The 23,562-nt window shown below is 68.0% G+C and carries 19 protein-coding genes; 11 read left to right on the top strand and 8 right to left on the bottom strand.

Annotated features, from left to right (window positions below; translation table 11 throughout):
* Positions 1 to 495 precede the first annotated feature (495 nt).
* A complete protein-coding gene (locus KHC19_RS18325; RefSeq protein ID WP_213354038.1) occupies positions 496 to 1,491 on the top strand; it encodes an alginate lyase family protein in 996 nt (331 codons plus the stop codon).
* 31 nt (positions 1,492 to 1,522) lie between these two features.
* Here KHC19_RS18325 and KHC19_RS18320 read toward each other — a convergent pair whose 3' ends face one another.
* Positions 1,523 to 2,218: a FadR/GntR family transcriptional regulator gene (locus KHC19_RS18320; RefSeq protein ID WP_213354036.1), complete on the bottom strand. Its 696-nt coding sequence runs from the start codon at positions 2,216 to 2,218 to the stop codon at positions 1,523 to 1,525.
* Positions 2,219 to 2,451: 233 nt separating this feature from the next.
* Between KHC19_RS18320 and KHC19_RS18315 the strand changes: the two genes are divergently transcribed.
* The 8 genes from KHC19_RS18315 (at position 2,452) to KHC19_RS18280 (ending at position 10,493) form a co-directional block, all read left to right on the top strand.
* Entirely contained in the window at positions 2,452 to 4,017 is a 1,566-nt protein-coding gene (locus KHC19_RS18315) for a sugar ABC transporter ATP-binding protein (RefSeq protein WP_213354034.1), read from the top strand.
* 11 nt (positions 4,018 to 4,028) lie between these two features.
* Positions 4,029 to 5,066 carry an ABC transporter permease gene (locus KHC19_RS18310; RefSeq protein ID WP_213354032.1) on the top strand — a complete coding sequence of 346 codons (1,038 nt, stop codon included), beginning with the start codon at positions 4,029 to 4,031 and terminating at the stop codon, positions 5,064 to 5,066.
* Positions 5,067 to 5,146: 80 nt separating this feature from the next.
* Positions 5,147 to 6,103 (top strand): ABC transporter substrate-binding protein, encoded by a 957-nt coding sequence (locus KHC19_RS18305; RefSeq protein WP_213354030.1) that lies wholly within the window; start codon positions 5,147 to 5,149, stop codon positions 6,101 to 6,103.
* Positions 6,104 to 6,167: 64 nt separating this feature from the next.
* Positions 6,168 to 7,172 carry an aldo/keto reductase gene (locus KHC19_RS18300; RefSeq protein ID WP_213354028.1) on the top strand — a complete coding sequence of 335 codons (1,005 nt, stop codon included), beginning with the start codon at positions 6,168 to 6,170 and terminating at the stop codon, positions 7,170 to 7,172.
* Between the two features lie 7 nt (positions 7,173 to 7,179).
* Positions 7,180 to 8,016: an amidohydrolase family protein gene (locus KHC19_RS18295; RefSeq protein ID WP_213354026.1), complete on the top strand. Its 837-nt coding sequence runs from the start codon at positions 7,180 to 7,182 to the stop codon at positions 8,014 to 8,016.
* 12 nt (positions 8,017 to 8,028) lie between these two features.
* On the top strand, positions 8,029 to 8,358 hold the full coding sequence (locus tag KHC19_RS18290; protein WP_213354025.1) for an L-rhamnose mutarotase: 330 nt from the start codon (positions 8,029 to 8,031) through the stop codon (positions 8,356 to 8,358).
* 27 nt (positions 8,359 to 8,385) lie between these two features.
* Entirely contained in the window at positions 8,386 to 9,117 is a 732-nt protein-coding gene (locus KHC19_RS18285) for an SDR family oxidoreductase (protein ID WP_213354024.1), read from the top strand.
* A gap of 65 nt (positions 9,118 to 9,182) precedes the next feature.
* Positions 9,183 to 10,493 (top strand): L-fuconate dehydratase, encoded by a 1,311-nt coding sequence (locus KHC19_RS18280; protein WP_213354023.1) that lies wholly within the window; start codon positions 9,183 to 9,185, stop codon positions 10,491 to 10,493.
* Between the two features lie 33 nt (positions 10,494 to 10,526).
* Here KHC19_RS18280 and KHC19_RS18275 read toward each other — a convergent pair whose 3' ends face one another.
* Both KHC19_RS18275 and KHC19_RS18270 read right to left on the bottom strand, forming a co-directional pair.
* On the bottom strand, positions 10,527 to 11,855 hold the full coding sequence (locus KHC19_RS18275) for a sigma-54-dependent transcriptional regulator (RefSeq protein ID WP_213354022.1): 1,329 nt from the start codon (positions 11,853 to 11,855) through the stop codon (positions 10,527 to 10,529).
* Entirely contained in the window at positions 11,855 to 13,663 is a 1,809-nt protein-coding gene (locus tag KHC19_RS18270; protein WP_213354021.1) for a sensor histidine kinase, read from the bottom strand. Before KHC19_RS18270 ends, KHC19_RS18275 begins: the two co-directional genes overlap by 1 nt.
* Positions 13,664 to 13,938: 275 nt before the next feature.
* On the opposite strand from KHC19_RS18270, the gene KHC19_RS18265 reads away from it, so the two are divergent.
* On the top strand, positions 13,939 to 15,285 hold the full coding sequence (locus KHC19_RS18265) for a dicarboxylate/amino acid:cation symporter (RefSeq protein WP_213354019.1): 1,347 nt from the start codon (positions 13,939 to 13,941) through the stop codon (positions 15,283 to 15,285).
* A gap of 64 nt (positions 15,286 to 15,349) precedes the next feature.
* On the opposite strand, the gene KHC19_RS18260 is transcribed toward KHC19_RS18265, so the two are convergent.
* The 3 genes from KHC19_RS18260 to KHC19_RS18250 form a co-directional block, all read right to left on the bottom strand.
* Positions 15,350 to 15,577, bottom strand: coding sequence for a hypothetical protein (locus KHC19_RS18260; RefSeq protein WP_213354017.1), 228 nt, complete (start codon positions 15,575 to 15,577; stop codon positions 15,350 to 15,352).
* Positions 15,578 to 15,669: 92 nt separating this feature from the next.
* Complete coding sequence (locus KHC19_RS18255) at positions 15,670 to 16,470, bottom strand: RNA methyltransferase (RefSeq protein ID WP_213354015.1); 801 nt, start codon at positions 16,468 to 16,470, stop codon at positions 15,670 to 15,672.
* Positions 16,471 to 16,622: 152 nt separating this feature from the next.
* Complete coding sequence (locus KHC19_RS18250; RefSeq protein ID WP_246549089.1) at positions 16,623 to 17,492, bottom strand: NHL repeat-containing protein; 870 nt, start codon at positions 17,490 to 17,492, stop codon at positions 16,623 to 16,625.
* A gap of 244 nt (positions 17,493 to 17,736) precedes the next feature.
* Here KHC19_RS18250 and KHC19_RS18245 point away from each other — a divergent pair, with 244 nt between their 5' ends.
* Positions 17,737 to 18,948 carry an NADP-dependent isocitrate dehydrogenase gene (locus KHC19_RS18245; RefSeq protein WP_213354008.1) on the top strand — a complete coding sequence of 404 codons (1,212 nt, stop codon included), beginning with the start codon at positions 17,737 to 17,739 and terminating at the stop codon, positions 18,946 to 18,948.
* A 620-nt stretch (positions 18,949 to 19,568) separates the two neighbouring features.
* Here KHC19_RS18245 and KHC19_RS18240 read toward each other — a convergent pair.
* Both KHC19_RS18240 and alaS read right to left on the bottom strand, forming a co-directional pair.
* A complete protein-coding gene (locus tag KHC19_RS18240; RefSeq protein ID WP_213354006.1) occupies positions 19,569 to 20,825 on the bottom strand; it encodes a cyclic nucleotide-gated ion channel in 1,257 nt (418 codons plus the stop codon).
* 58 nt (positions 20,826 to 20,883) lie between these two features.
* Positions 20,884 to 23,535 carry an alanine--tRNA ligase gene (gene alaS, locus KHC19_RS18235; protein ID WP_213354004.1) on the bottom strand — a complete coding sequence of 884 codons (2,652 nt, stop codon included), beginning with the start codon at positions 23,533 to 23,535 and terminating at the stop codon, positions 20,884 to 20,886.
* Positions 23,536 to 23,562 lie beyond the last annotated feature (27 nt).

Raw genomic sequence — 23,562 nt, 5'->3', positions numbered from 1 at the left:
CAGTCTCTCGGTCATTTGAGACACCCTAAAGCACAAGTGCAAGCGCAGTACCAGAATCCATGTTACTCTATCATCAGAGTTTTTCGATCTTCGACCTTTGAGCCCCCGAGCCTTTCCCGCCAAGCGCGCAACGCCGTGTCAACCGCCGAATCCGGCTCGTGCCGCCGTTCGGATGATACCTGTCGCTTCCTCACCCATAGGGGCGAGAATGCCATTCCAGCCGATCATCGAGAATGGATAAGGAGAAGTCAGATGCGTCGCCCCGGCCGCCCGCTCTTCTCCGTGCAATGCCTTATGCTACCGAAACTTACCAGAACATAGGTTTCCGCACCCCGTCAAGCGGAGCCGGCTCGATAGAAAAAGCAACGAATTTGTTCGGAAAATAATACCTCACATCTCGACAACTTTACGCCACCTCTTTTGCTCAACGTCTGCGCTGCCAAGGCTGCGCGCCTCATAGAGCTCTATCGCCGCGCTATTCTGGATCGGATATTCATGCTGGAACCTCGACGCCTTCGCCGCACCCCTCCCTTCCTTGCCGCGCTGTTCATCGCCGGGCTTTTCCTGGGCTCCCCCGCCACCGCCCAGGACCAGCCCTCCTGCGCCGTCCCGCCGCCGCTGCCATCGGTGATCGACGTGCGCCGCCCGGACCAGGCGGCACGGCCCGGCTCCGAGGAATTCGACCAGGAGTTGTCGGATTATCAGGACAGCGTGCGCGGCGTCCGGCGCTTCCTGTCCTTCGTGGCGCAGGCTTCCGATGCTGCCGTCGCCGCTCCCGACGGCGCGGTGGTCGACTGCCTTGGCCAGGCGTTCCAGCGGGAGCTTCGCCAGCGCCGGCTGCTGGACAAGACCTCGGCGATGCAGTCCGGCTACGAGCAGCACTGGGCGCTCGCCAGCCTGTCGCTGGCGGCCTTCAAGCTGCAGCGCGCCGGCAAGCCCCTGCCCGCCCCCGCCCTCGACTGGCTGGTCCAGATCGCCCACCAAGTGATGAAGTTCCATGACCAGCACGGGCAGCTGAACAACCATGTCCTGTGGGCGGCGCTCGGGGTGGGCACGACAGGCTATCTCAGCGGTCAGGCCGATCTGGTGCAATGGGCCAACACCAAGGTGAGCCTCTCCCTCGCCACCGCCCTGCCCGACGGCATCCTGCCGCGGGAACTGAGTCGCGGCGCCAAGGCCTCGCACTACCACTTCTTCGCGGCGCAGCCGCTGATGCTCTATGCCGATATCCGCACCTGCTTCGGCGACCCGATGCCCGAGCCCGAACGGGCGACCATCGCCAGGGTGGAAGGCGTGCTGCGGCACATCATCGCCGATCCGCAATGGCTCGCCGCCCGCGCGGGCGCACGGCAGAACAGCGTCGGCAATGTCGTCTGGCTCGATGCGCTGGAGAGCGGCCGGGTGCCGGCAAGCGTGCTGAACAGCAAGGGGTCGAGCCGCCTCGGCGGCCGCCTTTCCAACCTCGTCGCGGCGCTGAGCTGCGCGCGATAGGCCTCCTTGCCGGCGGGCCGCGCTTTCGCGATCAGCGCGGCTCGCTCTCCACCCAGCGACGCTTCGATTCGGCCAGGTGCACCCGCATCAGCGCCTCGGCGAGCGGCCCGTCGCGCGCCTCCAGCGCCGCCAGGACCGCCTCGTGCTCGGTGAGCGCCGACAGCCAGTTGGAGGGCGTGTCGAAATGCACCCGGAACTGCGACGACATCGGGCTGTGGCGCTCGTCGAACAGCTCGGCCACCAGCCGCACGATGACGGCGTTGCCGGTCTGGGCCGCGATGGCGAGGTGGAACTGCCGGTCGTGGTCCAGCGGCCTGCGTCCCTCCTCGATGTCGGAGCGCATGGCGTCCAGGGTGGCGCGCAGCGCCTGCAGGGCGATCGAGGTCATCCGCGTGGCCGCCAGCGCCGCCACCGCGCTCTCCACCGTGGCCCGGGCCTCCATCAATTCGACGGGGCTCTCGCCGGTGGCCGCCACCGCGAGCGGCCGACGCTCGCCAAGGCCGATCACATAGATGCCCGACCCCATGCGGATCTCGACGGTGCCGTCGATCTCCAGCGCGATGAGCGCCTCGCGCAGCGAGGGACGCGACACGCCGAGCTGCTGGGCGAGGTCGCGCTCCGCCGGCAACCGGCTGCCGGCCGCGAAGTGCCCGCTCTGGATCAGCCCACGGATCTGGTCGGCCACCTGCTGATAGAGCCGGCGCTCGGCCGTTCGAATGATGTTCATCGCCACGTCCTCGGTTGGCCTTACCATAGAAGCCGAGCCCTCGGGCAACAAGACGCCCTCAATGCGTTGACTCTTCGTGTCTTTCTCGACCGATCCTGTCAAGGCAGCTGCTTCCTCTCAAAATTGGCTTGACCAGTTCCGCACATGCCACCATAGGTAACGCAACCGGCCGATGAGCCGAGAAGACCTGCTGCAAGCGGGCACGCGTCGCAAACGCGACTAGGGAGGACAGGATGGCGTACGGCCAGGCCGCCGGCGACGAATTGCGGGCGCCGCACGATGTGGCGCCGGGCGAGCCCTTGCTCGCCCTGGAGAGCATCACCAAGGAATTTCCTGGCGTCAAAGCGCTGCAGGGCGTCAGCTTCAACCTGCGTCGCCACGAGGTGCACGCGGTCTGCGGCGAGAACGGCGCCGGCAAGTCGACGTTGATGAAGATCATCAGCGGCGTGTTCGCCCCGACCTCCGGGCGTATCGTCTACAAGGGCGAGGAGCGCCGCTTCGCCTCCCCGCTCGATGCGGAGGCGGTCGGCATCGCCATCATCCACCAGGAACTCAACCTGGTGCCGCATCTCACCGTCGCCGAGAACATCTATCTCGCCCGCGAGCCGCGCCGCGGCTTCCTCATCGACCGCCGCAAGCTGCGCGCCGATGCCAAGGCCTGCCTCGACCGGCTCGGCGTCGCCATCGACCCGAACCGGCTGGTGCGCGAGCTCTCGGTGGCCCAGTGCCAGATGGTGGAGATCGCCAAGGCGCTGTCGCTCAACGCCGAAGTGCTGATCATGGACGAGCCGACCTCCTCGCTCACCGAGCAGGAGACCCGGCTGCTGTTCAAGGTCATCCACGACCTCAAGGCCGCCGGCGTCGGCATCATCTACATCTCGCACCGCCTCGACGAGATGGCGGAGATCGTCGACCGGGTGACGGTGCTGCGCGACGGCCGCTACGTCGCCACCGACGACTTCGCCAAGACCACCGTCGACGAGATCGTCGCCCGCATGGTCGGCCGCTCGCTGGAGGAGAAATTCCCCGAGCGCACCTCGACGCCGACGAACGACGTCATCCTCGCGGTGAACGGCCTCACCCGCAACGGCGTCTTCGCCGATGTCGGCTTCGAGCTGCGGCGCGGCGAGATCCTCGGCTTCGCCGGGCTGATGGGCGCGGGACGCACCGAGGTGGCGCGCGCCATCTTCGGTGCCGACGCCATCGACGCCGGCACGGTGACGCTGGAAGGCCGGCAGCTGGTGATCCGCTCGCCGCGCGACGCCATCGCCGCCGGTCTCGCCTATCTCTCCGAGGACCGCAAGGCGCAGGGCCTCGCGGTGAAGATGCCGGTCGACGCCAACATGACGCTGGCCAACATGGACGAGGTGTCCAACCGCTTCGGGCTGATCGACTTCGCCAGACACGCGGACGCCGCCAGGAAATATGTCGACCTGCTCAGCATCAAGACGCCGTCGATCAAGCAGCCGGTGCGCCTGCTCTCCGGCGGCAACCAGCAGAAGATCATCATCGGCAAGTGGCTGTTCCGCAAGTCGCGGGTGCTGTTCTTCGACGAGCCGACGCGCGGCATCGATGTCGGCGCCAAGTTCGCCATCTACAAGATCATGGACGAGCTGGCCGCCGAGGGCATCGGCGTCGTGCTCATCTCGTCGGAACTGCCGGAGATCCTCGGCATGACCGACCGCGTCTGCGTGTTCCACCACGGACGCATCACCGGCGTGCTGGAAACCGCGCGCACCGACCAGGAAGAGATCATGCGCTACGCCTCCGGCTACGGACGGCCGGACAGCCGCCACTGACGGAGCCGAGAATGACCATGACCGTCACCACCCCGCCCGCGACCGGAAAACCGAGCGGCCGCCTGTCCGACCGGCAGAAGGACCTGCTGCAGAAATTCGCCGCCCTCGGCAGCCTCCTGGTGCTGATCGTGGTGTTCTCGCTGAGCAGCAGCGCCTTCTTCACCGTCAATAACGGCATGACCATCGCCCTGCAGGTGACCTCGATCGCCCTGCTCGGCATCGGCGCCACCTGCGTGATCATCACCGGCGGCATCGACCTGTCGGTCGGCTCGGTGCTGGCGCTGGCCGGCGTCATCGCGGCGCTGGCGGTGAAGGAACTCGGCATGCCCGTGCCGGTCGCCATGATGATCGGCATCCTCACCGGCTCGCTGTGCGGCGTGGTCAACGGCGTGCTGGTGACGAAGATGCGGCTGCCGCCCTTCATCGCCACCCTCGGCATGATGCTGATCGCTCGCGGCGTCGCGCTGCAGATCACCGGCGCCCGCGCGGTGTCCGGCCTCGGCGAGAGCTTCGGCGAGCTCGGCAACGGCGCACTCTTCCGCATCGTCACCATCGGCGACGACGGCTTCCCGAACGTGGTGTTCCCCGGTATCCCCTACCCGGTGGTGCTGATGGTGGTGATCGCGCTGGCGGTGTCGCTGATGCTCAACCGCTCGGTACTCGGCCGCCATATCTACGCGGTCGGCTCCAATGCCGAGGCGGCGCGGCTGTCCGGCGTCAACGTCTCCGGCGTCACCTGCTTCACCTACATCCTGTCCGGCTCGCTCGCCGGCCTCACCGGCTGCGTGCTGATGAGCCGCCTCGTTACCGCCCAGCCGAACGAGGGGGTGATGTACGAACTCGACGCCATCGCCTCGGCGGTGATCGGCGGCACCTCGCTGATCGGCGGCGTCGGCACCATCTCCGGCACCTTCATCGGCTCCTTCGTGATCGGCATCCTGCGCAACGGGCTGAACATGAACGGCGTCTCCGCCTTCACGCAGCAGATCATCATCGGCCTCGTCATCCTGCTCACCGTGTGGATCGACCAGTTGCGCAACCGCCGCTGACCGCTGCGCCTCTTCCGAAACTGCCCGGCGACCGGAAGACCGGCGCCGTCCCCGACGAACGCCTGTCTCTGGAGGAAACCATGAAGAAGCTCGTCTCCGCCCTGCTCGCCTCGGCGGTCCTGTTCGGCGCCGCCGCCACGGCGCAGACCGCCGCCCATGCCGGCGAGATCGCCGTCATCGTCAAGACCGTGAACTCCACCTTCTGGCAGAACGTGCAGAAGGGCGCCGAAGCCGCGCTCAAGGAGACCGGCGGCAAGAACACCCTCACCTTCCAGGGCCCGGCCTCGGAATCCGCCATCGCCGACCAGGTGAACATGGTCGAGAACGCGGTGAACCGCGGCGTCGCCGGCATCGTGCTCGCCCCCTCCGACCCCGATGCGCTGGTGCCGGCGGTGAAGAAGGCGTGGGAAGCCCGCATCCCGGTGGTGCTGATCGATTCCCAGCTCGCCAAGGGTGCCGAGCAGTACTACCAGTCCTTCCTCGCCACCGATAACCGCAAGGCCGGCGAGCTCGCCGCCAAGGCGCTGATCGAGAAGACCGGCCCCGAGGGCAAGATCGCGGTGATGAGCTATGTCGCCGGCGCCGGCTCGGAGATCGGCCGCGTGGGCGGCTTCGTCGACTATGTGAAGGCGAACTCCAAGCTCCAGATCGTCGGCCCGTTCTACTCGCAGTCGCAGATGGCGACGGCGCTGAACCAGACCACCGACGTGCTGGCCGCCAATGCCGACCTGAAGGGCATCTTCGGCGCCAACGAGCCGACCGCCATCGGCATGGCCCGCGCGATCAAGCAGGCGGGCAAGTCCGGCAAAATCGCCGCCATCGGCTTCGACGGCAACCAGGACCTGCAGGAATTCGTCAAGGACGGCACGCTCGACGCCATCGTGGTGCAGGGCTCGTTCCAGATGGGTGACCTCGGCGTGAAGACCGTCTCCAAGCTGATCGACAAGCAGAAGGTCGAGAAGTTCGTCGATACCGGCGCCGTCGTGGTGACGAAGGCGAATATCGACCAGCCGGAAGCCAAGAACGTCCTCTACTGATCACCTCCCGCCTGCGGGGTGCCGGATAGCCGGTGCCCCGCCTTTCCGAACGGACACGGACATCATGAAGGCCGGCGATACCCGCATCCACGCCCGTACCCAGGTCGCCGTCACCGCGCTCGGCCTCGGCTGCGCGCAGATGGGCAACCTCTACCGCGTGACCAGCTACGCCGAATGCGCCGGCGCCTTCCGGGCGTCGTGGGACGCGGGCGTGCGCTATTTCGATACCGCCCCCTTCTACGGCTATACCCGCTCCGAGCGCCGCCTCGGCACCATGCTGACCGACCTGCCGCGCGACAGCTACACCGTCTCGACCAAGGTCGGACGGGTGATGACGCCGGACCCGACCGTCGGCACGATGGAAGAGGGCTATGCCGAGCCGCTGCCGTTCCGCCCGGTCTTCGACTATTCCCACAACGGCATCATGCGCTCCTTCGAGGCCAGCCAGCAGCGGCTCGGCCTGCTGGCGCCCGACATCCTCTATGTGCACGACATCGGCCGCTTCACCCATGGCGAGCGCCACGAGCACTACTGGCAGCAGCTGACCGAGGGCGGCGGCTTCCGCGCGCTCACCCGCCTGCGCGAGCAGGGGGCGATCAAGGCGTTCGGCCTCGGCGTCAACGAGTTCGAGATCATCGAGGACGCGCTCAAGGTCGCCGATCTCGACATCTGCATGCTGGCCGGCCGCTACACGCTCTTGGAGCAGCACAGCCTCGGCTTCATGGACGAGTGCGCCCGCCGCGGCGTCGGCATCGTCGCCGCCGGCGTGTTCAATTCCGGTATCCTCGCCGGCAGCAACAAGTTCAATTATGGCGACGCCCCCGCCGACATCGTCGCCCGCGTCGAGGCGCTGCGCGCCGCCTGCGCCGACGAGGGCGTGACGCTGCAGGCGGCGGCGCTGCAATTCCCGCTCGCCCATCCCGCCACGCTTACCGTGGTGTCCGGCGCCCGCAATGCCGAGCAGATCACCGCCAATGTCGGCTGGTTCGAGGAGACCATCCCGGCCTCGTTCTGGAGCCGGCTGAAGGAGCGCGGGCTGATCGCCGACGGCGCCCCGGTCCCGGTGTGAGGCGGTGATGCGGATCGACGCCCACCAGCATTTCTGGCGCATCGCCGACCGGGCCGGCCAATGGCCGCCGGCCGAGCTCGCGGCGATCCATCGCGACTTCGGGCCCGAAGACCTCGAGCCGCTGCTCACCGCCAACGGCTTCGACGGCACCGTACTGGTGCAGACCATGGAGCGCGAGGCGGACACCGCCTACATGCTCGGCCTTGCCGCCCGGCACGATTTCATCAAGGCGGTGGTCGGCTGGACCGACCTCAAGGCACCCGGCGCGCCGCAGGTCGTCGCCCGCCTCGCCGCCGAGCCGAAGCTCCGGGGCTTCCGCCCGATGCTGCAGGACCTCGCCGAGGACGGCTGGATCGACGATGCCGCGCTCGACCCGGCGGTGGAGGCTATGATCGCCCACGATCTCGCCTTCGACGCGCTGGTGCTGCCGCGTCATCTCGGCCCGCTCACCGCCTTCGCGACGCGGCATCCGCGGCTGCGCATCGTCATCGACCACGGCGCCAAGCCGCTCATCGCCGAGGGCCGCCTCACCGGCTGGCGGCAGGACATGGCGCGCCTCGCGGCGCTGCCCAATGTCTGGTGCAAGCTCTCCGGCCTGCTCACCGAGGCCGGCGGCAACGCCCCGGTGGCGGTGCGCCCCTATGCCGAGACGCTGCTGGAGCTGTTCGGTCCCGAACGGCTGATCTTCGGCAGCGACTGGCCGGTGCTGCGCCTCGCCGGCGAATACGGCGCCTGGGTGGAGCAGTGCCTGGACATCGTGCCGAGCGAACACCACGACGCCGTATTCGGCGGTAACGCCGCCACCTTCTACCGGCTCGCCGACGCCCCGGCGCCGGCCGCCTGAACGGAGCCTGTCATGCAACGCATGGGCATGATGATCGGGCTCGAGCCCGGCATGGTCGAGACCTACAAGCAGCTGCACGCCGCCGTGTGGCCGGAAGTGCTCGACCTGATCACCCGCTGCAACATCCGCAACTACACCATCTTCCTGCGCGAGCCGGAAAACATCCTGTTCGGCACCTGGGAGTATCACGGCAGCGATTTCGAGGCCGACATGGCCAGGATGGCCGCCGACCCGAAGAACCAGGAATGGTGGAAGCTGACCATTCCCTGCCAGCGCCCGCTCGCCACCCGCAAGGACGGCGAATGGTGGGCGATGGCGGAAGAAGTCTTCCATCTCGACTGACCGATAGCGAAGAACGGAGAACTGGCCATGGCCAACCTTGAGGGCAAGACCGTCCTTGTCACCGCGAGCGCGCAGGGCATCGGCCGCGCGAGCGCCCTTGCCTATCTGGCGGCCGGCGCCAAGGTGTACGCCACCGACATCAACGAGGCGCTGCTCGCCGAGCTGCCGGCCTCCGACCGGCTCGTCACCGCCAGGCTGAACGTGCTCGACGACACGGCGGTGGCCGATTTCGTCGCCGGCATCGGCGCGGTCGACGTGCTGTTCAACTGCGCCGGCGTGGTGCATCCCGGCAGCATTCTCGAGATGAAGGACGGCGACCTCGACTTCGCCGTCGACCTCAACATCAAGTCGATGGTGCGCACCATCCGCGCCGTGCTGCCGGGCATGCTCGCGCGCAAGGAAGGCGCCATTATCAACATGGCCTCCGTCGCCTCCTCGATCAAAGGCGTGCCGAACCGCTTCGCCTACAGCGTCACCAAGGCGGCGGTGATCGGCCTCACCAAGTCGGTGGCCGCCGATTACGTGGCGCAGAACATCCGCTGCAACGCCATCTGCCCCGGCACGGTGGAGAGCCCCTCGCTGCAGGACCGCCTGCGCGCCCAGGGCGACTACGAGACCACCCGCGCCGCCTTCATCGCCCGCCAGCCGATCGGCCGCATCGGCACGCCGGAAGAGATCGCCGATCTCGCCGTCTATCTCGCCGGCGCCACCTACACCACCGGCCAGGCCATCGCCATCGACGGCGGCTGGTCACTCTGATCCGCGCCGATCCCGTCCATCCCGATTTCCGATCTCTGCCCATCGATCCTGCCGGAGGCTCCGCCATGGCGAAAATCACCGATATGCGCGTCATCGACCTGCGCTTTCCCACGTCGCTGTCGCTGGACGGCTCGGATGCGATGAACCCGGACCCGGACTATTCCGCGGCCTATGTCATCCTCGAGACGGACACTCCCGGCCTCGAGGGCCATGGCCTCACCTTCACCATCGGCCGCGGCAACGACATCTGCTGCATGGCGATCGCCGCCATGCGCCATCTGGTGGTCGGCACCGATCTCGACACCGTGCGGGCCGCTCCCGGCAAGTTCTGGCGTCATTTGACCAGCGACAGCCAGCTGCGCTGGATCGGCCCGGAGAAGGGCGCGATGCACCTCGCCACCGGCGCGGTGGTCAATGCCTTCTGGGACCTGCTCGCCAAGCAGGCCGGCAAGCCGGTGTGGCGCCTCGTCGCCGACATGTCGCCGGAGGAGATCGCCGACATCGTCGACTATCGCTACCTCACCGACGTGCTCGACCGCGACGACGCCCTCGCCATCCTGCGCAAGGCCGAGGCCGGCAAGGCGGAGCGCATCGCCACTCTCGAGGCCGAGGGCTATGCCTGCTACACCACGTCGGCCGGCTGGCTCGGCTATGACGATGCCAAGCTGCGCCGCCTGTGCCAGGAGGCGATCGACGCCGGCTTCAACCATGTGAAGATGAAGGTCGGCCGCGACCTGGAAGACGATATCCGCCGCCTCACCATCGCCCGCGAGGTGATCGGGCCCGACCGCTATCTGATGATCGACGCCAACCAGGTGTGGGAAGTCGGCCAGGCCATCGATTGGGTGAAGCAGCTCGCCTTCGCCAAGCCGTTCTTCATCGAGGAGCCGACCAGCCCCGACGACGTCGCCGGCCATCGCAAGATCCGCGAGGCCATCGCGCCGGTGAAGGTGGCGACCGGCGAGATGTGCCAGAACCGCATCATGTTCAAGCAGTTCATCGCCGAGGGCGCCATCGATGTGGTGCAGATCGACAGCTGCCGCATGGGCGGGCTGAACGAGGTGCTGGCGGTGCTGCTGGTGGCGGCGAAATACGGCCTGCCGGTGTGGCCGCATGCCGGCGGCGTCGGCCTGTGCGAGTATGTGCAGCACCTGTCGATGATCGACTATGTCGCGGTGTCCGGCACCAAGGACGGCCGGGTGATCGAATATGTCGACCACCTGCACGAGCATTTCCTCGACCCCTGCGTGATCGAGAACGCCGCCTACATGCCGCCCAAGCTGCCCGGCTTCTCCATCGAGATGAAGCCGGAGACGCTGGAGGCCTTCGCCTTTGCGCCGGCGGCTCAAGCCGCGCCGCTGGCCCGCACGGCCTGAGCCGTCCCGTGACGCCCCGCGGCCGGCGGGGCGTCACTCATTCGGAAGGCGGAAGCGCGACTGGTCGATGCCGTGGCGCTTCAGCTTGTCGTAAAGCGTCTTGCGGGGAATGCCCAGCGCCCGCAGCGTCGCCTGGATGTCGCCGCGGCAGGCGGCCAGCGCCTCGCGGATCTGCGCCGCCTCGAAGGCGTCGACCCGCTCCGGCAGGCTGGCGCCCTCGATGGCCGTAGCCGCGGGCTCGGCGATCAGGCCGAGTGCGAAACGCTCGGCGTAGTGGGCGAGCTCGCGGACATTGCCCGGCCAGTCATGCACATCCAGATGCCGGCGGGTGCCGGCATCGATGAGCGGCGGCTCGCGGCGGAACCGCTTCGCGGCCCGGCCGAGAAAATGCCCGAACAGCAGCGGCACATCCTCCCGCCGCTCGCGCAAGGGCGGGATGCGGATGAAAGCAATGTGCAGCCGGTAATAAAGGTCCTCGCGAAAGCTGCCCTGCCGCACCAGTTCCGCCAGATCGGTCTTTGAGGCGGCGATCACGCGAATATCGACGCGGCGCACCTCATTGGTGCCGAGCGGCGTGATCTCGCGCGCTTCCAGCACCCGCAGCATCTTCACCTGCAGCGCCGGCGACATCGCCTCGATCTCGTCGAGGAACAGCGTGCCGCCGCTGGCATGCTCCACCCGCCCCACCCGCTTCTTCAGCGCGCCGGTGAAGGCGCCGGCCTCATGCCCGAACAGTTCGCTCTCGATGACGTTTTCCGGCAGCGCGCCGCAATTCACCGCCACGAAGGGACGCGCCGCCCGCGGGCTCCACCGGTGCAGCGTCTGCGCCACCACTTCCTTGCCGCTGCCGGTCTCGCCCTCCACCAGTACGTCGATCTCGGCATCGGCGAGCTGCCGCAGCGTCTGGCGCAGCCGCTGCATCACCGGTGCCTCGCCGATCAGCGGCAAATCCGGCGACGACGCCTCCGCCTTGCGCCGCAGCGCCCGGTTCTCCAGGACGAGCCGGCGCTTGTCGAGCGCATGGCGCACCGCCACCAGCAGGCGGTCCAGCGCATAGGGCTTGGCGATGAAGTCGTAGGCCCCCTCCCGCATCGCCTCCACCGCCATGCCGATATCGCCATGACCGGTGATGAGGATGACCGGCAGCTCGGCATCCATCCGCTTCAGCCGGCGGAACAGCTCCAGCCCGTCGATGCGCGGCATGCGCACATCGGTGACGACCACGCCGGAAAAATCGGCGTCGATCTCCTCCAGCGCCGCCATCGCCGAGGGATAGGCCGCGACGTCGAAGCCGGCCAGCATCAAGGCCTGCACATTGGCGGCACGGAGTGTCTCGTCGTCGTCGATGAAGGCGACATCCATCAGGCAAGCCTCGGCAAGGTGAGAGTGAACACCGCGCCGCCGTCGTTCCGGGCGGCCAGCGTGCCGCCGAACTCCGCCACGATGTCGTGCGAGATCACGAGGCCGAGCCCGAGCCCGTCCGGCTTGGTGGTGGTGAAGGGCACGAAGAGATTGTCCAGCACCGTTTGCGACAGGCCGGACCCGTTATCGGCCACGCTGAGATCAACCGTGGCGGCGGTGGCGCGGACCGTGAGGCGGATGCGGGCCTCGTCGCGGCCGGCCAGCGCCTCGATGGCGTTCTGCAGCAGGTTCACCAGCACCTGCTCCAGTCGCCAGCGCTCGGCCTTCACCGTCACCTCCTCCACCGGCAGGTCGAGCACCAGGTCGATGGCGTTCTGCCGCAAGCGATGGCCGACGAGGAGCAGCGCGCCTTCGATGGCCGGGCGCAACGCTACCGGGCCGATCGCGGCCGGACTCTTGCGCGCGAAGGCCCGCATCTCCGACGTGATGGCGCCGATGCGCTCGGTGAGTGAAGCGATGGTGGCAAAATTGCCCCGCGCCGTGTCGAGCCGACCGGCCTCGATCAGCCGGTCGCCATTGTCGGCGAAGGTGCGGATGGCGGCGACCGGCTGGTTGACCTCATGGGCGACGCTGGCGGCGATCTGCCCCAGCAGCGCCAGCTTGCTTGCCTGGGCGAGGTCGTCCTGGGCGCTGCGGGCGGCGGCCTCGGCACGGCGGCGCTCCTCCATCTCCTCCCGCAGCCGATCGTTGGCGTCGCGCAGTTCCGCCGTGCGCTCGCCGACGCGGCTCTCCAGCTCCCGGCGCATGCTTGCCTGCTGGCGCCGTTCATCCTCCAGCCGGCGGCGGCGGATCAGCCATATCGTCGCCGCACCGATGGCGGCGAGGCCGACCAAGAGCGCGATCAGCCGCGCCGCCAGCCGCGCCAGCTGGCGGGTGGCGGAAACCGGCTCCAACACATGCAGGGTCCAGGGGATGGTCGGCACCGGCGCCGAGGCCTCGACGAAAACCCGCTCGCCCGACGCCTGCGGCCATTCCACCAGGCCGCTGCCGGCCTCGGAGCGGAGCGGCAGCAGATCGAGGGAAGCATCGCCGAATTGCAGGCTGGCGCGGATCGCCTCGCGCTGTTCCGCCGGCACCGGCACCGTGGCGCGGAAACGCCAGTCGGGCACGCTCGTCACCAGCACTATGTCGCGCGGATCCGTCACGAAGGTCGGATCGGCGGCCCGGCGCCAATCGGCCTCGACATCGTCGAACTCCGCCTTGGCGACCACCACCCCGAGCGGCTGCGCCGCCGCGCCTATGCGGCTGGCGATGTAGAGCCCCGGCTTGTGGCTGACGGTGCCGAGCGCGAAATGCTCGAAGCTTCCCTCCGCCATGCTGCGGGTGAAATAGGGCCGGAAGGCATAGTCATTGCCGACGAAGCTGATCGGCAGCCGGTAATTGCTGGCGGCGATGGCGATCCCGCGCGCATCGATCACATAGATGACGCCCGCCCGGGTGGCGGCGGCCAGCGCCTCCAGCTTGGCATTGAGCGCTGAGAGGCGGGCCGGATCGCGCTCCTCGAGCGCCGCGCGCACATCCGGGTCCTGCGCCAGGATGACGGGAAGCGTGCGCTGCTTCTCGATCTCGCTGCGCAGCATGGCGGCGCGGAACAAGGCCGCCGCCTCGGCTCCGGCCCGCACCTCCCCCAGCGCCCAGCGCTCGGCGCCATAGCGGGCGGCGGCATCCAGCACCACCAGCAGCGCGGCGACGCCGAGCCCCGCGAGGAGCCAGCGCGACAATCGCCCGGACAGGCGCCGTTCGGACATGCAGGAAAACTCCGAGCCGAGGCATTCGTGCGGAATATCGCACGCCTCTCAGCGGCACTGTGCGGTTTTTCGCACAAACTGTCGAGCAGAGATCAAGGCCCCTCAATAAAAATACTTATAAATCAATGCATTGAATGGAACCCCTCCTCCCGCGAGATTGGCACGCCGCTTGCGCAGGGAAGCGGCAGGCGCGGCTCGCGCCAGCTTCATGCAGTCACGGCTCCCAGCGACGCCCAGGCAAAGAGGCGACGACGGTTCCCCAGGAGGAATGCAACATGGCGCACGCCATCCCGGCTCCCGTTCCGGCCAAGCCCCGGAAATTCTACCAGCATCTCTATGTGCAGGTGCTCGTCGCCATCGCGGCGGGCATCGCGCTCGGTCATTATTATCCCTCGCTCGGCACCGACATGAAGCCGCTGGGCGACGCCTTCATCAAGCTGGTGAAGATGATCATCGCCCCGGTGATCTTCCTCACCGTGGTCACCGGCATCGCCGGCATGCGCGACCTCGGCAAGGTCGGGCGGGTCGCCGGCAAGGCGATGCTGTACTTCCTCACCTTCTCGACGCTGGCCCTCATCATCGGCCTCATCGTCGCCAATGTGGTGCAGCCCGGCGCCGGCCTGAACATCGACCCCGCCTCGCTCGATCCCAAGGCGGTGGCGAGCTACACCGAGAAGGCGCATGACCAGACGGTCACCGCCTTCCTGATGAACATCATCCCGAATACGCCGACCAGCGCGCTCGCTTCCGGCGAGATCCTGCAGGTGCTGTTCTTCGCCGTGCTGTTCGGCATCGCGCTCGGCGCCATCGGCGAACGCGGCCATCCGGTGATGGAGTTCTTCACCTCGCTGTCGCAGGCGATGTTCAAGCTGGTGTCGATCCTGATGAAGGCCGCGCCGATCGGCGCCTTCGGCGCCATGGCCTTCACCATCGGCAAATACGGCATCGGCTCGGTCGCCAACCTCGCCATGCTCATCGCCACCTTCTACCTCACCAGCCTGCTGTTCGTGCTGGTGGTGCTCGGCGCGGTCGCCCGCTACAACGGCTTCTCCATCCTCGCGCTGCTGCGCTACATCAAGGAAGAGCTGCTGCTGGTGCTCGGCACCTCCTCCTCGGAGGCGGCGCTGCCCAGCCTGATGGAGAAGATGGAGCGCGCCGGCTGCAAGAAGTCGGTGGTCGGCCTGGTCATCCCGACCGGCTATTCCTTCAATCTCGACGGCACCAACATCTACATGACGCTGGCGGCGCTGTTCATCGCCCAGGCCACCGGCATCGAGCTGAGCCTGTGGGACCAGGTGCTGCTGCTTCTGGTCGCCATGCTCTCCTCGAAGGGCGCGGCGGGCATTACCGGCGCCGGCTTCATCACGCTGGCGGCCACCCTCTCGGTGGTGCCCTCGGTGCCGGTCGCCGGCATGGCGCTGATCCTCGGCATCGACCGCTTCATGTCGGAATGCCGGGCGCTGACCAATTTCGTCGGCAATGCGGTGGCGACCATCGTGGTTGCCCGCTGGGAAGGCGAACTCGACGCCGACAAGCTGCGCCGGGCGCTGGCCGGCGAAGCCACGTCGGCGGAGACGCTGCCGGAAATGGCCATCGCCCCCTCGCCCGCCCCCGCCGAGTAGGCAGTCGGCAATCCTGGCGAGCAGGGAACGCGGCCCACGGGGCCGCGTTCGTCGTTTCAGCGCATCAGAAGCGGGGCATCGGGCCGTCGAGGATCAGCTCGATGCCCTCCAGCGCCGGCCGCGAGGTCGGCGACACCTTGCCGATGAGGTGCGGGTCGACATCGGTCCTGGCGAGATTGATCAAGTCGCGCTGGGCGGTGATGGTCTTGGCTTCCAGCCGGAGGCGGAAGTCGGCGGGGTTGAGGCCGTTGTCCCGCAGCCAGCGGACAACCTCGGAAGCGGCAACGCGCAAAGCGGCATCTCCTCAAAGCGTCTTCAGACAGGTGCCCATTGCCGGGCGGCGGAGGAGATAGGCAGGCGGGCGCGGCTTCGCCAGAGGGCGTGTCAGCCCTCCTCCCGCTTGGCCTTGCGGGCGGCGCGCCCTTCCCGCCCCTCCACCAGCGCGGTGACGACGCCGTGCAGCGTCGCCAGATCCTGCCGCGTCAGGTTCACGCGGTGGAAGATGTTGCGGATGTTGCGGGTGGTGGAGGGTTGCTTCTCCGGCGAGCGGAAGAAGTCGGCCGCCTCCAGCTCGCGCTCCACATGGTCGAAGAAGGCGAACAGGTCGCCCTTGTCGGCGAGCGGCGAGCGCTCCGGCGGCTGGAAAGGCAGGGCGCCCTGGGAGGCGATCTTGTACCACTCATAGCCGACGACCGCGACGGCGGTGCCGAGATTGAGCGAGGCGAAGGCCGGGTTCACCGGCAAAGTGAGGATGGCATCGGCCAGCGACACCTCCTCGGTATAGAGGCCGGTGCGCTCGCGCCCGAACAGCAGGCCGGCATCCTCGCCCGCCGCCAGCCGGCCGGCGATGTCGGCGGCCATGGCATCGGCCCCCATCACCGGCTTGGCCATGCCACGCTCGCGCGCCGTGGTGGCGGCGAGGAATTTCAGGTCCGCCACCGCCGAGCGCACATCCGGGAACACCGTGGCGTTCTCGAGGATGCGGTCGGCGCCGGAGGCGAAGGTCACGGCCTTCGGGTTGGGCCAGCCCTCGCGCGGATTGACGAGACGAAGGCGCGACAGGCCGAAATTGCCCATCGCCCGCGCCGCCGCGCCGATATTCTCGCCGAGCTGCGGCTCGACGAGGATCACCACCGGGCCTCCCTCGTGCCAGGGGCGGGTGCTGTCGGTTCCGGCGCCGGGCATCAGCGTGCGCCTCGCGCGGGCCGGACGGGACGGAAGAGGGACGGAACGGGAAAGCGGAGCTCGGACATGCGCTTCTCCTAGAGCATGTCCGGGCAAATTTGAACGGGCCCGGCAGCGGCCGGACCCGTATCCGCGCGATTATCCGGCCGGTTTCACGGCTTCGACGGCAGGCGGCTCACCGTGACGTCGTTGGGCCCGCCCGCCTTGTTGCGGATCAGACCCCACACCACGCCGCGCTCGGCGGGATCGAAGGCGAAGCCCTGCCCGCCGATCTCCAGCGGAATGGTCTCCACCCACTGCATGACCGAGCCCATCTCCGGCGGAGCGACGACATAGAGCTCGGCATTGTCGTGGCCGGTGATGTAGAGTCTCCCGTCCGGCCCGAAGGCGCCGCCGGAATTGCTCATGTCCTGGAAGCGCGCCACCAGCGCATCCGGGTAGACCCATGCCTCGGCGACGCTCCAATCGGGGTTGAAGCGCACGATCTGGGTGTTGAACTTGTTGCCATAGGCCAGCGGGCTCTTGTCGAACACCCGGTTGTAATTGGCGAAGGCGCCCCACCAGCGCCCCTGCGGGTCGCGGTCGAGCCAGGTGAAGGAGCCGCGCTCGATGCCGAAGCTGTGGCTCTCCAGATGCTTGAGCGTCTCGGCGTCCCACACCTCCACGGAGCTCACCATCGGCCAGTCGGGATAGTTGGAATGGGCGGTGTAGAGCTTGCCGTCGCGGACCACGCCGCTGTCGAGATGCAGGATCGGGCCGCCCTTCGGCCCCTCCCATTTGGCCACCGGCTTGCCGGTCTCCTTGTCGAGCTTGGCGATGGTGCGGTTGTCGATGGCGTAGAAATAGCGCTCGGCGACGGCCACCGCCTGGCGGGCCTCCGGCACCTGGAAACGCTTGATGGTCTCCGCCGCCGGACGCTGCTCTTGGGCGAAGGCGGCCGGACTGGCGAGCAGCAGCGCCAGCGCGGTGCCGGCAACCGCCGCCCGCGTCGCGGCGAGGAAGGAACGGGATGAGATGGACATGGGACGTCTCCTTGGCGGCGGCGCCAACCGGTCCGCCGGGCCTGCATGACGTCCGCCGCCTAGCAGCGGCGCATGAACCTCCGGCGACAATCGGTTCCGCGACGCAACGGCAACCTGCCAAAAAGTCGGGGACCGAGGCGCTTTCGTTTGACCCGAGGTCGCGGTATCACGCTCGCACCGGCGCCTGCCGCGCGGACTGGCGCCGAGGCCCCATTACGAAGCCGCTTCCGCGCGAGGTAGAACCATGGCGAAGATCAAGGTTGCGAATCCGGTCGTCGAGCTCGACGGCGACGAGATGACCCGCATCATCTGGCAGTACATCAAGGACAAGCTGATCCACCCCTATCTCGACATCGACCTCGAGTATTACGACCTCGGCGTCGAGAACCGTGACCGCACCGAAGACCAGGTGACGATCGACGCCGCGGAAGCGATCAAGCGGGTCGGCGTCGGCGTGAAATGCGCCACCATCACCCCCGATGTCGGCCGGGTGAAGGAATACAACCTCAAGAAGATGTGGCGCTCGCCCAACGGCACCATCCGCAACATCCTCGGCGGCGTGATCTTCCGCGAGCCGATCATCTGCAAGAACGTGCCGCGCCTGGTGCCGGGCTGGACGCAGCCGATCATCGTCGGCCGCCACGCCTTCGGCGACCAGTACCGCGCCACCGATTTCACCGTGCCGGGCAAGGGCACGCTGACCGTCAAGTTCGTCGGCGAGGACGGCCAGACCATCGAGCACGAGGTCTACAAGTTCCCCGGCGCCGGCGTGGCGCTGTCGATGTACAACATCGACGAATCCATCGTCGAGTTCGCCCGCGCTTCGCTCAATTACGGCCTGATGCGCAACTACCCGGTGTACCTGTCCACCAAGGACACCATCCTGAAGCAATATGACGGCCGCTTCCGCAAGATCTTCCAGGACATCTACGACGCCGAGTTCAAGGCCGAGTTCGAGAAGAAGAAGATCTGGTACGAGCACCGCCTCATCGACGACATGGTCGCCTCGGCGCTCAAGTGGTCCGGCGGCTATGTCTGGGCCTGCAAGAACTATGACGGCGACGTGCAGTCCGACATCGTGGCGCAGGGCTTCGGCTCGCTCGGCCTGATGACCTCGGTGCTGATGACGCCGGACGGCAAGACCGTCGAGGCGGAAGCCGCGCACGGCACCGTCACCCGCCACTACCGCGAGCACCAGAAGGGCAAGGAGACCTCCACCAACTCCATCGCCTCGATCTTCGCCTGGACGCGCGGCCTCGCCCATCGCGCCAAGCTCGACGACAATGCCGAGCTCGCCGCCTTCGCCGCCACGCTGGAGAAGGTGTGCGTCGACACCGTCGAGGCCGGCGACATGACCAAGGACCTCGCCCTGCTGATCGGGCCGGACCAGAAGTGGCTGTCCACCACCGGCTTCCTCGACAAGATCTCCGAGAACCTCAGCAAGGCGCTCGCCTGAGGCACGCCCTGCCGGGCGGGGTGGACGCTCCATCCCGCCCGCGCTTCCGCCGGAGGCCGGACGGCACCTTTCCGCCGGCCGGCCTCCGGTGCAATGCCCCGCCGGGATCGGCCGGTACGCGAGGGGGATCGACCTTTCCGCCAACAGCTCCACCGGGTGAGCCGCCGACAGCTCCACCGAGAGCGCTGCCGACGTCGCCGATCTGCGCAAGGCGCTGAACATTCCCCTGATGGAACGCGCTCGTCGTTTCCTGCGGCACCCACCTCGCCACAACTGTGGAACTACCGGAAATCGGGCGAAGGCCTTACCGCTCGACGCCTGCCGGGTTGCGCGTGCCTCTGGAGCCAGCCCGCTTGCTCGCATCGGCACGACAAAGCCCGCATCTCGCCGCCGGTGCGCGCGGCGTTGGCTCCCGGCGCGCACCTGCCGAGGCCGCCCCGCCGGCATCTTCCGATTGATCCGGCGCCGTCATCGCCCGGTCGTATGGGATGGCCGATGCTCGTGCCGCGAACGAACGTGGGCAGCTCGGCGCCGTTGTCGGCTCTTATGCCGCGAACGAACGTGGGTAGCTCAGCGCCGTTGCGTTCAACCGGCGGCTCCCGGGAAGCGCCACCTGACAGTCATCCCCGGTCCGCCTGCTCCTTCGCCTCCGCGACCTCCCCTGTGGCGATGTCGCTTCGCCGGGCCATGGCGTGCGGCCCCTCCTCGTCCCTCGCCATGCTGCGGATGCGCTGGCCGATATCCGGGTGACGATGCACCACTTCCGCCAGGTCGTCGGCATCGAGCACCAGCAGCATGCTGCGGCGGCGGGCGCGGGCGGTGGCAGCGCGCTGGGCACTGTGAAGAAGCGCCATCTCGCCGAAGAATTGGCCGGCGCCGAGCACCACCGTCTCGTCACCGAACTCCAGTTCCACCTCGCCGGAAGCGATGAAATACATCGACCGTGCCGGCTCACCACGCCGGGCGACGATCTCGTCCGGCTGCGCCGTATGGGCGGAGAGCACCTTGTGGATCTCGCCGATGGCCGCCGCGTCGAGATCGGCGAACAGCGGCACCCGCGCCAGCATGCCCCAGGTGATGACGAAATCGCGCCGCTTGATCACGTCGACGAAAGCCGTGGCGATGATGCCGACCGGCAAGGCGATCATGATGATGCCGGTCAGCATGGTCAGACCGGCGATCACCCGCCCGATGGCCGTAAGCGGATAGACGTCGCCATAGCCGACGGTGGTCACCGTCGCCATGGCCCACCACATCGCCTGGGGGATCGATCCGAGGCGGTCCGGCTGGACGTCGCCTTCGGCGACATACATGGCGGAAGCGGAGATCAGCACCGCCGCGGCCAGCAGCCACAGGCAGGCGAGCAGCGATTGCCGCTCGGCATAGAGCACTTCGAAAAGCGACTGCATTCCAGGGGAGTAGCGGGCGATCTTGACGAAGCGCATCAGGCGCAGGATCGCCAATGTCCGCAGATTGACGCCCCATAGCGCCGACAGAAGGAAGGGCAGCCACGCCGCCAGGTCCACCAGCGCCGGCAGGGTGCGCGCATAGCGCCAGCGCGCCTGTCGCCGGCTCAGCCCCCGGTAGCGCGGATCCTCGGGAGCGATCCACAACCGCACCCCATATTCCAGCGCGAAGGCCACCAGCGAGAAAGCCTCGAAGCCGCGCAACACCGCCGCGTCGCGCAGCATGAGGCTCGGCACGGTCTCCAGCACCGCGGCCGCCACATTGGCGAGCACCAGCAAGATCAGCCCGATGTTGATCCAGCGGCCGAGCGCATCCGAGCCGCTGCCTTCCAGCACTTCGTGGCACCGGCGCCGCAGCTCGCGGCGTCCGGCGCTGGACCACCAGCGCCCCTGCTTCCTGCGCGCCGCCATGATCCGCCCACACTCCCGAACGGACGACCCAGGGGATGCCCTCGCGACGCTCCGCCGCTCAGCCGGCGAGCGCCGCCTCGATCGCCTCGAGCGCCGCCGAGGCATTGGCACCGTCCGGGCCGCCGGCCTGCGCCATGTCGGCACGGCCGCCGCCACCCTTGCCGCCGAGCGCTTCCGCACCGCGCCGCACCAGCGCCACCGCGTCATAGCGATCGGTCAGGTCCGGCGTCACGCCGACCACCAGCCCGGCACGCCCTTCCTCAGTGACGGCGACGATCGCCACGATGCCGGAGCCGAGGCGCTTCTTGCCCTCGTCGGCCAGGCTCTTGAGATCCTTAAGGTCGATGCCCGACACCTGCTTGGCCAGGAGCTTCACCGCTCCCACGGTGCGCGCCGCGTCCTCATCGCCGGCACCGCCGCCCATCGCCAGGCGCCGGCGGGCCTCGGCCAGCTCGCGCTCGAGCTTCCGCCGCTCCTCGACCAGCTGGGCGACGCGCGCCTCCACCTCGCCGACCGGCGCCTTCAGCACCGCCGCCGCCGCCTGCAGCGCCCGGTTCTGGGCGTCGAGATGATGGCGCGCCCCATCCGCGGTCATCGCCTCGATGCGGCGCACGCCGGCGCCCACCGCGCTCTCGCCGAGCACGGTGACGAGGCCGATATCGCCGGTCCGGCCGACATGGGTGCCGCCGCAGAGCTCGATCGAATAGGGAGCGCCGTTGCCGGGATCGGTCCCCATGGAGACCACCCGCACCTCGTCGCCATATTTCTCGCCGAACAGCGCCCGCGCCCCGGAGGCGATGGCGTCGTCCACGGCCATCAGACGGGTCTCGACCGGCTCATTGCGCAGGATCACCGCATTGGCGATGTCGGAGACCTCGGCGATCTCCTCCTCGCTCATCGGCTTGGGATGGCTGAAATCGAAACGCAGCCGGTCCGGCCCGACCATCGATCCCTTCTGCGCCACATGGTCGCCGAGCACGCGGCGCAGCGCCTCGTGCAGCAGATGCGTGGCCGAATGATTGGCCCGGATGGCGCCCCTGCGGCCGTGATCCACCTCGAGCGCCAGCGCCGCGCCCAGGGTCAGCGTCCCGCTCTCGACCTCCACCTCGTGCACGAACACGTCGCCGAGCTTCTTCTGCGTGTCGAGCACCCGCGCCTTGACGCCGCCCTCGCCGGTCAACGCGCCCGCATCGCCGAGCTGGCCGCCGGATTCGCCGTAGAACGGCGTCTGGTTGAGCACCAGCAAGCCACGCCCGCCGGTACCGATCTCCGCCACCTCGACGCCATCCGCCACCAGCGCCGCCACCGTACCCTCGGCGGTCTCGGTGCCGTAGCCGAGGAACTCGGTCGCCCCCGCCTTCTCGCGGATGCCGAACCAGACAGCGTCGGTCGCCGCCTCGCCCGAGCCGGACCACGAGGCCCGGGCCTCGGCGCGCTGGCGCTCCATCGCCGCGTCGAAAGCGCCGGTGTCGACGCTGATGCCGCGGGCGCGCAGCGCGTCCTCGGTCAGGTCGAGCGGGAAACCATAGGTGTCGTAGAGCTTGAAGGCCGTCTCGCCGGAGAATTTGGCGCCATCTCCCAGTCCCTCGCTCTCCGTCTCCAGGATCGACAGGCCGCGCTCCAGCGTCTTGCGGAAGCGCGTCTCCTCGAGGCGCAGCGTTTCGGTGACCAGCGACTCGGCGCGCACGATCTCGGGATAGGCACGGCCCATCTCGCGCACCAGCACCGGCACCAGCCGATGCATCAGCGGGTCGCGAGCGCCGAGCAGCTGCGCATGGCGCATGGCGCGGCGCATGATGCGCCGCAGCACGTAGCCGCGCCCCTCATTGGAAGGCAGCACGCCGTCGGCGACCAGGAAGGTCGATGCGCGCAGATGGTCGGCGATGACCCGATGGCTGGCCTTTTGCGGGCCGTCCGCCGGAATGTCGGTGAAATCCTCGACCGCGCCGGTCAGCGCGCGCATCAGATCAATCTCGTAATTGTCGTGCGTGCCCTGCAGCACCGCGGAGATGCGCTCGAGCCCCATGCCGGTATCGATCGACGGCCGCGGCAGGGCGATCCGCTCGCCCCCAGGCAGTTGCTCGAACTGCATGAAGACGAGGTTCCAGATCTCGATGAAGCGGTCACCATCGGCATCCGGCGAGCCAGGAGGGCCGCCGGGGATGTGCGGGCCGTGATCGTAGAAGATCTCCGAGCAGGGGCCGCACGGGCCGGTATCGCCCATCTGCCAGAAATTGTCCGAGGTCGGGATGCGGATGATCTTGCTGTCCGGCAGGCCGGCGATCTTCTTCCACAGGTCGAAGGCCTCGTCGTCCTCATGGTACACCGTCACCAGGAGCTTCTCGACCGGCAGCTCGAATTCGCGGGTGATCAGGTTCCAGGCGAACTCGATCGCGTTCTCCTTGAAATAGTCGCCGAAGGAGAAATTGCCGAGCATTTCGAAGAAGGTATGGTGCCGCGCCGTGTAGCCGACATTATCGAGGTCGTTGTGCTTGCCGCCGGCGCGCACGCATTTCTGCGAGGTGGTCGCCCGCGAATAGGCACGCTTCTCCATGCCGGTGAAGACGTTCTTGAACTGCACCATGCCGGCATTGGTGAACATCAATGTCGGATCGTTGCGCGGCACGAGCGGCGAAGATTCAACCACTTGATGACCGTTCTTCGCAAAATAGTCGAGGAAGGTCGACCGAATCTCGTTGACGCCGCTCATCGAACACTGCCCGCAGAAAATAGACCC

The sequence above is a fragment of the Ancylobacter oerskovii genome, assembly GCF_018390555.1.
GTDB classification, from domain to species: Bacteria; Pseudomonadota; Alphaproteobacteria; order Rhizobiales; family Xanthobacteraceae; genus Ancylobacter; species Ancylobacter oerskovii.
This window is presented reverse-complemented; position numbering and strand designations above follow the sequence as displayed.

Coding starts and splice junctions, on each gene's coding strand:
- KHC19_RS18285 (WP_213354024.1), top strand. CDS start 8,386: ATGGCCAACCTTGAGGGCAAGACCGTCCTTGTCACCGCGAGCGCGCAG.
- KHC19_RS18325 (WP_213354038.1), top strand. CDS start 496: ATGCTGGAACCTCGACGCCTTCGCCGCACCCCTCCCTTCCTTGCCGCG.
- KHC19_RS18320 (WP_213354036.1), bottom strand. CDS start 2,218: ATGAACATCATTCGAACGGCCGAGCGCCGGCTCTATCAGCAGGTGGCC.
- KHC19_RS18265 (WP_213354019.1), top strand. CDS start 13,939: ATGGCGCACGCCATCCCGGCTCCCGTTCCGGCCAAGCCCCGGAAATTC.
- KHC19_RS18295 (WP_213354026.1), top strand. CDS start 7,180: ATGCGGATCGACGCCCACCAGCATTTCTGGCGCATCGCCGACCGGGCC.
- KHC19_RS18300 (WP_213354028.1), top strand. CDS start 6,168: ATGAAGGCCGGCGATACCCGCATCCACGCCCGTACCCAGGTCGCCGTC.
- alaS (WP_213354004.1), bottom strand. CDS start 23,535: ATGAGCGGCGTCAACGAGATTCGGTCGACCTTCCTCGACTATTTTGCG.
- KHC19_RS18255 (WP_213354015.1), bottom strand. CDS start 16,470: ATGCCCGGCGCCGGAACCGACAGCACCCGCCCCTGGCACGAGGGAGGC.
- KHC19_RS18315 (WP_213354034.1), top strand. CDS start 2,452: ATGGCGTACGGCCAGGCCGCCGGCGACGAATTGCGGGCGCCGCACGAT.
- KHC19_RS18290 (WP_213354025.1), top strand. CDS start 8,029: ATGCAACGCATGGGCATGATGATCGGGCTCGAGCCCGGCATGGTCGAG.
- KHC19_RS18240 (WP_213354006.1), bottom strand. CDS start 20,825: ATGGCGGCGCGCAGGAAGCAGGGGCGCTGGTGGTCCAGCGCCGGACGC.
- KHC19_RS18245 (WP_213354008.1), top strand. CDS start 17,737: ATGGCGAAGATCAAGGTTGCGAATCCGGTCGTCGAGCTCGACGGCGAC.
- KHC19_RS18305 (WP_213354030.1), top strand. CDS start 5,147: ATGAAGAAGCTCGTCTCCGCCCTGCTCGCCTCGGCGGTCCTGTTCGGC.
- KHC19_RS18275 (WP_213354022.1), bottom strand. CDS start 11,855: ATGGATGTCGCCTTCATCGACGACGACGAGACACTCCGTGCCGCCAAT.
- KHC19_RS18250 (WP_246549089.1), bottom strand. CDS start 17,492: ATGTCCATCTCATCCCGTTCCTTCCTCGCCGCGACGCGGGCGGCGGTT.
- KHC19_RS18310 (WP_213354032.1), top strand. CDS start 4,029: ATGACCATGACCGTCACCACCCCGCCCGCGACCGGAAAACCGAGCGGC.
- KHC19_RS18280 (WP_213354023.1), top strand. CDS start 9,183: ATGGCGAAAATCACCGATATGCGCGTCATCGACCTGCGCTTTCCCACG.
- KHC19_RS18270 (WP_213354021.1), bottom strand. CDS start 13,663: ATGTCCGAACGGCGCCTGTCCGGGCGATTGTCGCGCTGGCTCCTCGCG.